Annotated in this window: 13 protein-coding genes and 1 pseudogene; 9 read left to right on the top strand and 5 right to left on the bottom strand. The window is 46.3% G+C overall.

The window, feature by feature from the left end; translation table 11 throughout:
• Positions 1-615, bottom strand: a pseudogene (locus JC525_RS19870) (signal recognition particle-docking protein FtsY); the annotation flags it as partial.
• Positions 616-681: 66 nt separating this feature from the next.
• On the opposite strand from JC525_RS19870, the gene rsmD reads away from it, so the two are divergent.
• Positions 682-1,353: a 16S rRNA (guanine(966)-N(2))-methyltransferase RsmD gene (rsmD, locus tag JC525_RS06630; RefSeq protein WP_198815124.1), complete on the top strand. Its 672-nt coding sequence runs from the start codon at positions 682-684 to the stop codon at positions 1,351-1,353.
• A 140-nt stretch (positions 1,354-1,493) separates the two neighbouring features.
• On the opposite strand, the gene JC525_RS06625 is transcribed toward rsmD, so the two are convergent.
• Together JC525_RS06625 and JC525_RS06620 are read right to left on the bottom strand one after the other, a co-directional pair.
• Entirely contained in the window at positions 1,494-2,072 is a 579-nt protein-coding gene (locus tag JC525_RS06625) for a YjaG family protein (RefSeq protein WP_198815123.1), read from the bottom strand.
• A 3-nt stretch (positions 2,073-2,075) separates the two neighbouring features.
• Positions 2,076-2,678 (bottom strand): YhgN family NAAT transporter, encoded by a 603-nt coding sequence (locus tag JC525_RS06620; RefSeq protein ID WP_198815122.1) that lies wholly within the window; start codon positions 2,676-2,678, stop codon positions 2,076-2,078.
• Between the two features lie 482 nt (positions 2,679-3,160).
• Here JC525_RS06620 and JC525_RS06615 point away from each other — a divergent pair, with 482 nt between their 5' ends.
• The gene (locus JC525_RS06615; protein WP_105932177.1) at positions 3,161-3,343 is read left to right on the top strand and encodes a MerR family transcriptional regulator; all 183 of its coding nucleotides are present in this window, start codon (positions 3,161-3,163) and stop codon (positions 3,341-3,343) included.
• Positions 3,344-3,459: 116 nt separating this feature from the next.
• Here JC525_RS06615 and pepB read toward each other — a convergent pair whose 3' ends face one another.
• Positions 3,460-4,743, bottom strand: coding sequence for an aminopeptidase PepB (gene pepB, locus JC525_RS06610; RefSeq protein ID WP_198815121.1), 1,284 nt, complete (start codon positions 4,741-4,743; stop codon positions 3,460-3,462).
• A gap of 228 nt (positions 4,744-4,971) precedes the next feature.
• Here pepB and sfsA point away from each other — a divergent pair, with 228 nt between their 5' ends.
• The 7 genes from sfsA (at position 4,972) to panC (ending at position 11,034) form a co-directional block, all read left to right on the top strand.
• Positions 4,972-5,688 (top strand): DNA/RNA nuclease SfsA, encoded by a 717-nt coding sequence (gene sfsA, locus JC525_RS06605; RefSeq protein ID WP_198815120.1) that lies wholly within the window; start codon positions 4,972-4,974, stop codon positions 5,686-5,688.
• A gap of 221 nt (positions 5,689-5,909) precedes the next feature.
• Positions 5,910-6,359 carry an RNA polymerase-binding protein DksA gene (gene dksA, locus JC525_RS06600; RefSeq protein WP_105932256.1) on the top strand — a complete coding sequence of 150 codons (450 nt, stop codon included), beginning with the start codon at positions 5,910-5,912 and terminating at the stop codon, positions 6,357-6,359.
• Between the two features lie 73 nt (positions 6,360-6,432).
• Positions 6,433-7,413 carry a tRNA glutamyl-Q(34) synthetase GluQRS gene (gene gluQRS / locus JC525_RS06595; protein ID WP_198815119.1) on the top strand — a complete coding sequence of 327 codons (981 nt, stop codon included), beginning with the start codon at positions 6,433-6,435 and terminating at the stop codon, positions 7,411-7,413.
• A gap of 98 nt (positions 7,414-7,511) precedes the next feature.
• Positions 7,512-8,831 carry a polynucleotide adenylyltransferase PcnB gene (gene pcnB, locus JC525_RS06590; protein ID WP_198815118.1) on the top strand — a complete coding sequence of 440 codons (1,320 nt, stop codon included), beginning with the start codon at positions 7,512-7,514 and terminating at the stop codon, positions 8,829-8,831.
• Entirely contained in the window at positions 8,824-9,321 is a 498-nt protein-coding gene (folK, locus tag JC525_RS06585) for a 2-amino-4-hydroxy-6-hydroxymethyldihydropteridine diphosphokinase (protein WP_198815117.1), read from the top strand. Before pcnB ends, folK begins: the two co-directional genes overlap by 8 nt.
• Before the next feature lie 58 nt (positions 9,322-9,379).
• On the top strand, positions 9,380-10,174 hold the full coding sequence (panB, locus tag JC525_RS06580) for a 3-methyl-2-oxobutanoate hydroxymethyltransferase (protein WP_105932171.1): 795 nt from the start codon (positions 9,380-9,382) through the stop codon (positions 10,172-10,174).
• Positions 10,175-10,185: 11 nt separating this feature from the next.
• The gene (gene panC / locus JC525_RS06575; protein WP_198815116.1) at positions 10,186-11,034 is read left to right on the top strand and encodes a pantoate--beta-alanine ligase; all 849 of its coding nucleotides are present in this window, start codon (positions 10,186-10,188) and stop codon (positions 11,032-11,034) included.
• Between the two features lie 131 nt (positions 11,035-11,165).
• On the opposite strand, the gene panP is transcribed toward panC, so the two are convergent.
• A complete protein-coding gene (gene panP / locus JC525_RS06570) occupies positions 11,166-12,800 on the bottom strand; it encodes a pyridoxal-dependent aspartate 1-decarboxylase PanP (RefSeq protein WP_198815115.1) in 1,635 nt (544 codons plus the stop codon).
• Positions 12,801-12,887: the final 87 nt, after the last annotated feature.

Raw genomic sequence — 12,887 nt, 5'->3', positions numbered from 1 at the left:
TGCTTCTTCTTCCGCTTGCGCCTTCGCTTGGGCTTCTGCCTCAGCCTTAGCGCGTGCTTCTTCTTCCGCTTGCGCCTTAGCTTGTGCTTCTGCCTCGGCCTTTGCGCGCGCTTCTTCTTCCGCTTGCGCCTTGGCCTGTGCTTCTGCCTCGGCCTTTGCGCGCGCTTCTTCTTCCGCTTGCGCCTTGGCTTGTGCTTCTGCCTCGGCTTTAGCGCGTGCTTCTTCTTCCGCTTGCGCCTTCACTTGGGCTTCTGCCTCGGCTTTAGCGCGTGCTTCTTCTTCCGCTTGCGCCTTCGCTTGGGCTTCTGCCTCGGCTTTAGCGCGTGCTTCTTCTTCCGCTTGCGCCTTGGCTTGTGCTTCTGCCTCAGCCTTTAAGCGCGCCTCTTCTTCCGCTTGCGCCTTAGCCTGTGCTTCTGCCTGGGCCTTTGCGCGCGCTTCTTCTTCCGCTTGCGCCTTAGCCTGTGCTTCTGCCTCGGCCTTTGCGTGCGCTTCTTCTTCCGCTTGCGCCTTAGCCTGTGCTTCTGCCTCGGCCTTTAAGCGCGCCTCTTCTTCCGCTTGCGCTTTTTGTTTCTCTGCTTTTTTGTTCTTGCTGAACCAGCCAAAAAGTTTCGACATCGTTAGGACAAATCCTTATAAATTCTTAGCAAATTCGGCTACACTTGCCGCCTACTGAATGAACGCATGATACCACTGTCAGACACTATGAAGCGAGTTTCTCGCCCTACTCGGGCACCATCTTCTGCAAAAAAACAGCATTCTTATAAAAATGCCAAGGCCCAAAGCGCAAATGGCAATGGGCAAATTAGAATTATTGGTGGGCAGTGGCGTGGAAGAAAGCTACCTGTGCTAAATGCAGAAGGGCTGAGACCCACCACTGACAGAAACAAAGAAACGTTGTTCAACTGGTTAATGCCTTACGTAAATGGATCCCGCTGTCTGGATGTTTTTGCGGGTTCTGGAGGTTTAGGTTTAGAAGCACTCTCTCGTTATGCCTCTCACTGCGATTTTATTGAACTTGATAAACATGCGGCGGCTCAGCTTGAAAACAATATCGCTTTGCTTAAAACAAACGAAGCGGCGTCAGCCAGTGTTCACCAAGGTGATGCGCTTAGTATTTTGAACAATATTAGCAGGACCCCCTACGACATTGTCTTTGTCGATCCCCCCTTTGCCAAAGATTTAGTGACACCTACACTCACTTCTTTAGAAGAAAACAACACAGTTAAAAGCGGTAGTGTGGTGTATTTGGAACATGAAAGTTCACTGACCACGCCCGCTCTACCTGACAACTGGAAGATTATTAAAGAAAAGCAAACCAGCGCGCTGCGATATATGCTTATTGAGGTGCTATAAGCCGCGAAATATTAGAGAACACGCGCTGTAGAGAAATCCGTTCTTCGCCAATAATATGCAAATACCAACTATGCTTTCCCATCGATATTTGCATTTTTATTGTTCTATCTTGACAAGACTAACGTGAAGCAAGATACGAATTAAAGCTCTAGACCAATATTGGAAATACCAGCCTCCAAAGCAAGTGCTTTCAACTCATCGACAGCTTTTGCCGGATACTTAGCTTGCTCAACATAGTCGAGGAGTTCGTTTTGCACTTCGACTTCAAACGCCATCAACGGATGGGCTTTGACGCTTTCATCATCCGCCTCTTCAGTAGCAAGCAAGTAAGCTTCAACGCTTCCCTGAGATAATTTGCTGATAACGACCGCACCTTGTTGATCGTCACCCGCTATCAGGTTCAACAATGCTGCTAACCCAATTGCAGCGTCGATGGCTGGATAAACGCCATAATTATCAAAGTCACTGGTATCTGGCGTAGCAACTTCTACCTTTTCCAGTTGAACAGCAATATTGAATTTGCTTTTTGGTGACTTAAGCGTTTCCCACACCAAATTTAAACAGTTACGCAGGGCATCTGCATCACCACTTTCAGTTAATTCACAAAAAAGAGCATAGTTTGGCAGCATACGCTCAAGCAACGCAGCACCAAATGCAACGGCTTTCCAGCCCTCTAGGGCACGAACCCGCCCGAATGTATTAAGCTTTTGCTTTACCATTTTTTATAGTGCTCCAGTGGCATGCATGAAATATTTGGTAACGCCATCAAGAAGCATTTGGATGGCAATCATAACCAGGATCATACCCATTAATCGTTCCATAGCAACTAAACCACGCTCCCCTAAGATTTTGTGGAAAATGTTTGAAAACATTAAAATTACTGCACTTATTGTCCACGACGCTGCAAGCGCTATCGACCAATCAACCATACGATCAGGGGCTTGATTAGCAAGTAAAATTAGCGCGGCCAACGTTGATGGACCTGCAATCATGGGGATCGCCAACGGCACTAGAAAGGGCTCTTCGCCCACGGCAAGACCACTTGTACTGCCCGATGAAGGAAATATCATCTTAAGTGCTATCAAAAATAGAATAATACCGCCGGCAATGCTCACCGTTTCCTGCTCAACATTTAAAAAGTTGAGTACCGATTGTCCGCTAAATAGAAAAAGAAACAGGATCCCTAAAGCGAACAATAATTCTCTAATAAGAATAAACTGGCGTCTTTTCGGCTCAATAGACTTGAGTACCGACATGAACACTGGGAGGTTACCAAGGGGGTCCATGATCAAAAAAAGCATGATGGCAGCAGACCAAGTGTCCATATTCTATGTATCTCCGAAATTGAGCATGAGCCCATTGCTGAGCAAATTATCGAGTGTAAACCACCGAGTATAACTCAAGATTGGCTCTATTGGCGCGCAATGGTAAACCAAGCGTCATGAGTTAAAAACATCTTTTGCACGCAAAAGGTCTCTTGCTTCACCCATTTTAGAAGGCCGAGCACGGCTAAATTTAATTAAAACGCAAAAAATAGTCGAAAATTCGCCGAAATGCGCTTAACTAAGAAGAAGATAACGCGGGTAAGTTTAAGTCAATGGAGATTATTTAGGCATCGTTGTAAAGATAATTTGCGTTATGTACCTACAAGTACAACAAGATGAATCATCTAATAATCTAATTTTTACACCGTTTAGCTAATGTCTTACCAGACAGACTTTTGATGTAATGAAGCGTAAACAGTAGTTGTCTGACGCTGAGGCCAAACTAGCCTCAAATAAAAATAATCAAAGCTAGGAAAAAACCAATGAGTTTAATGACAGTTAAAGAAGTAGCAGCCTATCTCGGTGTACAAGATGTTAGGGTTGAGCGCCTCGAGCGAGAGAGCTTATTGGTGTCTAAGGACAAAGACACTGATGGCAACCCACTTTTTGACAGCTCAGACGTAGAACGCTACAAACAGCTCGCCGAGCGCTTAGGCGGCATTTAACGAGAGAGGCGCAACGTTTACCATTGCGCCACTTTTTTTTAGATAGTGTTTTAAGTAAAGACATCGAACAACAGCAGCTTGCACGAGGCCTTTTCCACGTCTAACACTGGGGGTCTTTATGCGCTATAGTCTTTAAGAATTCTAGCAATAGAGCGAATACCTTTCGCTGTTGCACCCACCGGCATTTCCGATGTCGCGCCGCCATGATATGCCGCAGCTAAATCCAGGTGTATCCAGCCTTCAGGTTTCACAAAACGCGAAAGGAACCCTGCAGCATTTGACGCACCACCACCACCGCCGCCTTTCATTGGTCTGCTATTAGCGGTATCAGCGAATGCTGACGGACAACGCTCAGCGTGAAAGTCTTCCAATGGAAGTGGCCAAAAGCGCTCGTTTTCTTTTTTTGCAGCGTGAAGCATTTGTTCGCGCGCATTGTCATCTAACGAGAATACCGCGTGGTAATCAGACCCCAGTGCAACCACTGCGGCACCTGTCAACGTTGCTGCATCGATAATGAGTGGCGCCCCCGTTTCCGTTGCCGCCATTAATCCGTCAGCGAGCACCAATCGCCCTTCAGCATCGGTATTAACCACTTCTACTGTAACACCGTTCTTATAGGTCAACACATCGCCTAATTTGTAAGCATGACCACTAATTAGGTTTTCTGCGCAGCAAAGAATAAGTTGAATACGTTTTTCAATACCCTGCGTTATGGCAAGGCCTAAAGCACCGGTTACCGTAGCCGCACCGCCCATATCGCACTTCATATCCAGCATACCTTCGCTAGACTTAATGCTGTAACCGCCGCTATCAAAGGTAATGCCTTTGCCTACAAGCACCGCGTCAACAGGCGCATCTTCTTTACCTGTAGGGTTATAGTCTAATACTAACATTGCCGGTGGACGTTCACTGCCACGGCCAACGTTGTAAATACCAATCCAACCTTGTTCTTTAAGCGCTTCTCCAACCGTCATCGAGTAAGTGACGTTATCACCACCTAATGACTTGATCCATTGCGCCGCGCGCGTGGCTAGGGTTTCAGGGCTCAAATCTTCTGGCGTTTCATTAACGAGCTGACGGGTGAACAGCAGTGCTGCATACTCTTGCTCGAGTGCACCTTTATCATTCGTTTCTGCCCATTTAATTGATGCAGGTTTGCGGGCACGGGTAAAGCTTAATGCAAAGGCCCACTGCTGTTCTTTATGCCACTCTCCCACCAGAGTTACTGAGGGTAAGTTCAAACCATCCAACTTTCTGGCTGCTTGTTGAATTAAACGCTCGTTAAGCTTGTCGTCAGGTAGATGAATAACAGCACCTGACTCATTAAAAGAAAGCTTCGCACTTTCGCCCCAAACAGCATCTGCGCTGACTTTCGAAAGGCTAACGGTAAAATCTGCCATCGCGTTTTTTCCTTATACATCGTTATAGGATAGATGAACGCTTTTTGCGCTCAGTCAAATGTTTGTTACTCTCTTGCGTCTGAAAAACTGCCTTATGGCTAGAAGCAATGCGTTAAAATATGGGCCTAAAACTTGAAGCCTTCACAATTAATATTATTCACATTACGTCTATTTTGACTCAATTACACACTAGCGGCTTCAAACTAATTATTTACAAAGAGGCGACACATGAAGTTTTCACCTTCTTTACTACGTGGCACCCTAATAAAAAGATACAAGCGTTTTCTTGCCGACGTTGAGCTTGATAACGGGGCTATCGTTACTGCACACTGCCCTAATACTGGTGCGATGACAGGCTGTGCCGAGCCCGGCTACACAGTCTTTCTAAGCGAGTCGACTAACCCTAATCGAAAGCTGAAGTACACATGGGAACTCGCTCAAACTTTCGACGGCCATTTCATCGGCATTAATACGCACAATGCTAATAAGTTGGTGGCAGAAGCACTAGATAACAAGGTCTTAAACCAATTTTCTGACATCACCTCATGGAAAGCTGAAGTAACACCGCCTTTAGCCAACAGCCGCTTCGACTTTCAATTAACGCGCAAAGATACGCAGCTCAACGCCATAGTTGAATACATGGAGGTAAAGTCGGTTACACTAGCAGATACAGATAAAGGCTACTTTCCCGACGCCGTGACACAAAGGGGCGCTAAACACTGTTTAGAGCTTGCTCGCCTAGCAGAGAGTGGCGTTAAAACTACATTGCTGTTTTGTGTTCAGCACACGGCAATAAAGAGCGTACAAGTCGCAACCCATATTGATCCAACCTATGCTAAAAGCGTAAAGATTGCCGCTAACGCTGGTGTAACAGTCTCCGCTGCAAGCTGCATAATAGACGAACAAAAAATCCTATTAAATCAAACACTCCCTTTGATTCTGTGAAAAATAGGTTGATTTTTTTCATTTCGCCTTCATATTTGCGCCTTGTTTTAGTGGGAGAACACACTAATGCGATTGCTGGTAGCCACCTGGCTAAATGATAAAAATGATACACCAGCATAATAATTACATAGACACGATTGATTGCCTGAAGTTGTCGAGTCTGATATAGATATCGGTCCAATCAGGACAAGATGGATGTCGTAGTGTAGGAGATGTGGCACATGCCAACAGGAAAAGAAACAAAATCCCTAGGACTATTAGCGCTGGCAGGTTTGCAGCCGTACGAGCCTAAAGCTGATGAAGAGTACATGGGCGATGCCCAATTAGAACACTTCAGACTATTGCTTAAAGCATGGCGTAACCAACTTCGCGAAGAAGTTGACCGTACGGTAACTCACATGAAGGATGAAGCTGCAAACTTCCCTGACCCTGTAGACCGCGCAGCTCAAGAAGAAGAGTTTAGCCTAGAATTACGCACACGTGACCGTGAGCGCAAGCTAATAAAGAAAATTGAAAAAACGCTTAAGCGGATTGAAGCAGATGATTTCGGTTTCTGCGATTCATGTGGTATCGAAATAGGTATTCGCCGTTTAGAAGCCCGTCCTACCGCTGATTTATGTATCGATTGTAAGACAATGGCTGAAATCAAAGAAAAGCAACTTCAAGGTTAATTCACTAACCTCAATTATGTTGTTATAGAAAGCCTCATCCCGAAAAGATGGGGCTTTTTGTTAACCCTTTATTATGCATAACAAATATGTAGGGCGTTTTGCCCCCTCGCCTTCAGGTCAACTTCATTTCGGTTCGTTAGTGACTGCCATTGCAAGCTATGTGGACGCTAAAAGTCAAAGCGGTAAGTGGCTGTTACGCATGGAAGACATCGATGAGCCTCGCTGTATTGCCGGAATCGATAAAGATATTTTCGTTACCCTTGAAGCACATGGCCTTCACTGGGACGATACGGTAATTTATCAAAGCCAGCAGCATGCCCGTTACCAAGCGGTTCTCGACAAATTGATGACTGAAGGGCTTGCGTATTATTGCACGTGTACCAGAAAGCAAATTAAAGCGATGGGCGGTATTTACAACGGGCATTGTCGTAGCAAAGGTATCTCTGCCTCGCTATCCAACCCTCCAGCAGATAGCGCTATAAGGTTGAAGCTTGATACCCAGCTAGCTCCCTTTAACGATGTCATAATGGGCGTGGTTGAGCCACAGCCAGTTCTCTCACCAAGCGACGTACATGATAATATTAATTATGCTTCGATGGGCAGTGGAATACCGGCTGAAGACGTTGTGCTTAAGCGCAGAGACGGCTTATTCTCATATAACCTCGTTGTTATTCTCGATGATGTTTTCCAACAAATAACCCACGTCATTCGGGGGTGCGATCTTATAGACGTTACGCCCTTACAGCGCGCTGTTTATGAAGCCCTTGGTTATGCAACGCCTGAATATGGACACATCCCGGTTGCGGCAGTTGCCCCAGGCCGCAAGCTTAGCAAACAAAACCGAGCTGCTCCGATAAACAACAAAACGCCAATCGATAACATAGTGCGAGTCATGCGCTTCCTTGGCTTTTCTTTTCCCGATGCATCGGCTTTTGAGGACGTCAGCACAGTGTTAACGGAAGCAATATCGGCGTGGGATAGGAAAAAAGTAGCGAAAACGCCCGAAATTATTGTTCCACAGCATGAATCAACTTATTATAACGAACCTTTATAGTCTGCGGAGATACCATCATCATTCATCGTGTTTTTAAATCTGTTAAGCGCGCTTTTTCAAAAGAGAGTTCGTCACCTAACGCTTTAAAGCCTAGGACTATGACCCGTGGGGAACACGGTATATCTCGCGAGGATGTAAGCGCAAATGCATTGAAAGTGATGTATCGCCTTAATGGAGCAGGCTTCGAATCCTATTTGGTAGGTGGCTGTGTACGCGATATTTTGATGGGGCATGAACCAAAAGACTTCGACGTGGTGACCAACGCTACTCCTGAACAGATTAAAGGTTTGTTCAGAAATTGTCGCTTGATAGGAAGGCGCTTTCGTCTTGCACACATTGTTTTTGGCCGTGAAATTATTGAAGTGGCGACCTTTAGAGGGCATCACCAAGAATCAGACGAAGAAGATGACCTTCCAAAGGGTAAATCATTAGGAAAGCGTGATGCCGAAGGTCAACTCGTACGCGATAACGTATTTGGCACTATTGAAGAAGACGCCGAACGTCGTGACTTTACCTTTAATGCCATGTACTACAGCGTGGCCGACTTCACGGTTAAAGATTTTGCTAATGGCCTCGCCGCCATCGAAAAACGAGAAGTCGAGCTTATTGGCGATCCAGAAACACGCTATCGTGAAGACCCTGTTCGCATGCTACGCGCAGTGCGCTTTGCCGCCAAGCTAGGCATGCGTATAGAGGCGAAAACCGCAGCGCCTATTAAGTCACTAGCCAATCTTTTGCAGAACATTCCACCAGCGCGCTTATTTGAAGAGACCCTAAAGCTGTTTTTGTCTGGTAAAGGCGAAGATACCTTTCTGATGCTGCACGAATACGGCTTAATTGAACCTTTATTTCCACAGCTTGCGCCGTTTTTAAAAGATGAAAACAGCCGAGAAATGCAGTTTATACGACGGGTGCTTGCCAATACCGATGAGCGTATTAATAGCAATCAGCGCGTTACACCGGCATTTTTATACGCTGCGTTACTCTGGTACCCCCTTGAAGAACAATCGCAGCGCTTGCAAAGTGAGTCTGGCTTAAATGCTTTTGATGCGTTTAACATTGCCTCTGGCGAGGTTATTTCGCGTCAGATTCAACGTATTATGATACCCAAGCGCTTCTCTACCGTGATACGTGACATTTGGATTTTACAGCAACGCCTCCCCAAACGTTTCGGGCGCCGTGCATTTCAACTTCTCACGCACCCTAAGTTCCGAGCTGGCTATGACTTTTTGCTAGTTCGAGGACAAATAGAAGGTGGTGACCTTCTTGAACTAGCTCAGTGGTGGACACACTTCCAGCACGCGGACAACGGCAAACAAAAAGGTATGCTCAATGCCCTTCGAAAAAGTGAAGGCGGAGCAAAGGGCCCACCACGTAAACGCAAGCGTAAGCCTGCGAAACGAGGTCCTGATGAATAAAGAACACGTTTATATCGGTATTGGAAGCAATCTTGGCGATAGTCAAAGCAAAGCCCTGCGAGCCTTTGAGGCTATTGGTAAAATCGAAGATACGCGAGTTCTGAAAGTCTCATCGCTGTACGCGAGCAAGCCTATGGGCCCACAAGATCAACCTGATTATATTAACGCTGTCTGCTTAATAGAAACATCGTTAAAACCTCACGGGTTGCTGAAGCAGCTTCAACGTATAGAACTGGAAGAGGGTCGTGAACGCAAAGGCGAGCGTTGGGGGCCACGTACTTTAGATCTCGATATCTTGCTGTACGGCAGCGAAAATATCGATACCGCAGACTTAATCATTCCGCATTATGGAATGGCTGAGCGTGAGTTCGTTATGGTGCCATTGTTCGAGATTGCGCCTAATATGGTTATGCACGACGGTAAACCCATTTCAGCGTGGGTAGCCAACTGTTCACTAGACGGGCTTCGTCGCCTACGCACTTCCAATTAGCCTCAAAATCCGTATAGTTCGCCACACGATATCAACAAATATCAATCTGAGACATGTCATGAAGAAAGTAACAGTTTCGGGCTTGCTTAAGAAAAAGCAAGCCGGGGAAAAGATCACGTCTTTAACCGCTTATGATGCCAGCTTCGCCAAAATGTTCGATGAGCAAGGCGTTGATGCATTGCTCATAGGCGATTCTTTAGGCATGGTTCTCCAGGGTCAAGACGATACGCTGCCAGTCACCATAGATGATATTGCTTACCATACTAAAAGTGTACGCCGCGGTACCGAGCGCGCTTTTGTGTTAGCCGATATGCCATTTATGTCTTATGCCACGCCAGAGCAAACCTATGCCAACGCTGCCACCTTAATGGCGGCAGGTGCAAGTATGGTAAAGATGGAAGGCGGTAGTTGGTTGTGCGACACCATTAAAGGGCTGAACCTGCGCGGTGTACCTGTTTGTGGCCATTTAGGTTTAACGCCACAGTCAGTGCACGTATTTGGTGGATTTAAAGTACAAGGCCGAGAAGCAAGCCAAGCAGAAAAGCTACTTAGCGAAGCGAAAGCGCTAGAAGAAGCTGGCGTTCAATTATTAGTGCTTGAGTGTGTGCCCTCATCGTTAGGCAAAGCCGTAAGCGAAGCACTCACTATCCCAGTTATCGGTATTGGCGCTGGTAAAGATACCGACGGTCAAATTCTGGTAATGCACGACATGTTTGGTATAAGCGCTAACTATATGCCTAAATTCTCAAAAAATTATTTAGTAGAAACAGGCGATATGCGCAAAGCCGTATCGAAGTATATTGAAGATGTACAAAGCGGTGCGTTTCCTTCCGCTGAACACAGCTTCGAGTAACGAGGTTATTTATGAAAGTCGTTGATAGTATTTCAGCGTTGCGCACTACCGTTAATGCATGGCGGCGAAATGGCGAAACCGTTGGTTTTGTTCCCACCATGGGGAACCTGCACGATGGTCATCTGAAACTTGTTAAAAAAGCGAAGGAGCACAACAATAGAGTTGTCGTTAGTATTTTTGTTAACCCTATGCAGTTTGGGGCAAACGAAGATTTAGACGCTTACCCCCGCACAATTGAAGAAGACAAGGCCAAACTTATTTCCGTTGGAGCTGATGCGGTATTCTTACCCAGCGTTGCAGAAATGTACCCTGCGGGTCTTGACGCTCAGACCTTTGTTGAAGTACCCGGCATTTCAGATTCTCATTGCGGGGCAAGCCGCCCTGGTCATTTTCGCGGTGTCGCTACTGTTGTCACTAAGCTGTTTAACATGGTTCAGCCTGATGACGCTTTTTTCGGCGAAAAAGACTTTCAGCAGCTACAGGTTATTCGTGCGCTGGCTCACGATTTATCAATGGCGGTTAAGATTCATGGTGTACCTACCGAGCGCGAAGCCTCTGGGTTAGCAATGAGCTCCCGCAATGGCTATCTGACTGAGGCAGAAAAGGCTACCGCCAGTGCTATTTATGAAGAAATGCAGCGCGTAAAAAGCAGCATCGAAAAAGGCAACGTTAACTTTACAGCATTAGAAGAGACGATGATCGCTAACCTTGAAGCCAAAGGCTTTAAGAAAGATTATTGTCAGGTTGTTAACGCGAGTACTTTTCAGGCAGCCAAAGAAACCGACAAAAAGCTTGTTTTGCTCGTTGCTATGTTTATGGGTAAAACTCGGCTTATTGATAACCTTCAAATTACGCGATAGTAACGCCTGTCACTTGGCTTATACAGTCAGCTAGCATTGTAGCGCGCTGCGTAATTCAACAATAAAAAACGCCCGATTTAGCAGCTGCAATGTCGGGCGTTTTTTCTTTAGCATTTTGAATGTGCGGCTAGCTAGGACGCAACCTTTTCTGACTCTTGAACAAATTCCATTAGCTCTTTCCACGCCTGCGTTTCTTTAGCAATCAAGTGTTGCTCTGCCAATATCGCCGCCAAATCATTGTGGCTAGTTAACGGATTGGCTAAAACTACGCGAAATACCGTTATGCACTGAGATGGATAATCAGGCGCTTCTAAACGGGTACGAGAAACAAATGACTTACCCGCCTCACGCTGCTGCTTTTGGACCGCAACAACAAGGGCATCAATCTTTTCGTTAATAGCGTTACGCGTTTTTGCATCGGCGTGCTTGAGTTTCTCTTGTACTTCTTCAGGACACACACGGTAGGTCAATAACGATAACGTAGGCGTAGTGGTCAGCTCAAAGTCACGCGCTTTATCAATCATGTGCGAGAAATCTTTCGCCTTATCAATACTGCGGTCAATAAGCAACTCGTAACCTTTGCGACCAAAGATGTGTAATGCCGAATACACCATCATGGCCATACCGTTCCGTGAGCCTTCGAGTGTAGTGGCTCCTAAATCTTTCGAGCCGGCACGCAATATATACTGTGCGTGATGTCTTACTGCATTGGCATGTTGAGGGTCTTTAAATAGCGCCATGCCAGCGCCCATAGGCACATACATTTGCTTGTGAGCATCAATGGTGACCGAATCTGCTCGCTCGATACCCTTTAATCTATCGCGGTAGCGTGAAGAAAACAGCGTTGCTCCACCCCAAGCAGCGTCTACGTGGAACCAGCAACCTAATTCTTTAGCAACGTCTGCCAATTCATCAAGAGGGTCTACATGCCCGGTTTCGGTAGTGCCGCCTACGCCGACAATGGCGAGCAGCTTATTGCCCTCTTCGTGATAGCGTTTACCGATACGAAGGGCTTTCGCGGGGTCTAGCGTTTGTCGTGGCGCCGGGATTGTTAGTAGCTGGTCGCGGCCTAAACCTAGTACATCAACAGCTTTAGACAGAGAGTAGTGACCACGCTTAGAGCACATCACGCCTACGTTATTTACACCGAGATGCCGGTATGCCGCTGCCAGACCGGCTTTCGCAATCCCTGGAAACCCCTTTTGAGGGCCAAGGAGTTTGTTTCGCGCTACCCACAAGGCAGTGATGTTAGCGATAGTACCACCTGAGCAGAATGCACCTAACGAATGTGCAGCACTGTGCAAATGTTCGTCATAGAAACGTTGGGGCTGGTCGTACACTAGGTTATGCATCATTCCCAGTACCTGCCGCTCTAATGGCGTGAAGGCTTTCGACGTTTCAATTTTCACTAGGTTCTGATTAAGCCCCACCATCAACTTAGAAAGGGGTAAGTGAAAATAAGGCAGCGCAGAGGTCATATGACCGATAAAAGTAGGAGAATAGGTATTAACAGAATGCGCGACGAGCTTATCAAGTAAGCTTTCAGCATGCGTCGACACAAATTCTGGCGACTCAGGTACTTTCGAGTCTGAAAAGTCTTTTTCAATTTCTTCTAACGATGTCTTCTTCGTCACCACGTGCTGCGACAAAAAATCTAAGATATTGTCAGATAAATGCTGCTCAATTTGAGCCAGCTTTGAGTCTTTGTGTTCAGGTTTGGTAAAGACCCTAAACAGGTGCTCTAAACTAACTTGCGCTTCACCCACTCAACACACCTCATACTTAAAACATTCACACATTTCGCTCTACGTTTACAAGGCGAAATAAACAGGCGCTCTTGTAGGATACCGGCC

Source organism: Alteromonas sp. IB21 (assembly GCF_016405965.1).
In the GTDB taxonomy this organism is placed as follows: Bacteria; Pseudomonadota; Gammaproteobacteria; order Enterobacterales; family Alteromonadaceae; genus Alteromonas.
This window is presented reverse-complemented; position numbering and strand designations above follow the sequence as displayed.

What these genes read in the sequence shown, in the direction of transcription:
- rsmD (WP_198815124.1), top strand. Translation starts at nt 682, where the DNA reads ATGATACCACTGTCAGACACTATGAAGCGAGTTTCTCGCCCTACTCGG.
- JC525_RS06625 (WP_198815123.1), bottom strand. Translation starts at nt 2,072, where the DNA reads ATGGTAAAGCAAAAGCTTAATACATTCGGGCGGGTTCGTGCCCTAGAG.
- JC525_RS06620 (WP_198815122.1), bottom strand. Translation starts at nt 2,678, where the DNA reads ATGGACACTTGGTCTGCTGCCATCATGCTTTTTTTGATCATGGACCCC.
- JC525_RS06615 (WP_105932177.1), top strand. Translation starts at nt 3,161, where the DNA reads ATGAGTTTAATGACAGTTAAAGAAGTAGCAGCCTATCTCGGTGTACAA.
- pepB (WP_198815121.1), bottom strand. Translation starts at nt 4,743, where the DNA reads ATGGCAGATTTTACCGTTAGCCTTTCGAAAGTCAGCGCAGATGCTGTT.
- sfsA (WP_198815120.1), top strand. Translation starts at nt 4,972, where the DNA reads ATGAAGTTTTCACCTTCTTTACTACGTGGCACCCTAATAAAAAGATAC.
- dksA (WP_105932256.1), top strand. Translation starts at nt 5,910, where the DNA reads ATGCCAACAGGAAAAGAAACAAAATCCCTAGGACTATTAGCGCTGGCA.
- gluQRS (WP_198815119.1), top strand. Translation starts at nt 6,433, where the DNA reads ATGCATAACAAATATGTAGGGCGTTTTGCCCCCTCGCCTTCAGGTCAA.
- pcnB (WP_198815118.1), top strand. Translation starts at nt 7,512, where the DNA reads ATGACCCGTGGGGAACACGGTATATCTCGCGAGGATGTAAGCGCAAAT.
- folK (WP_198815117.1), top strand. Translation starts at nt 8,824, where the DNA reads ATGAATAAAGAACACGTTTATATCGGTATTGGAAGCAATCTTGGCGAT.
- panB (WP_105932171.1), top strand. Translation starts at nt 9,380, where the DNA reads ATGAAGAAAGTAACAGTTTCGGGCTTGCTTAAGAAAAAGCAAGCCGGG.
- panC (WP_198815116.1), top strand. Translation starts at nt 10,186, where the DNA reads ATGAAAGTCGTTGATAGTATTTCAGCGTTGCGCACTACCGTTAATGCA.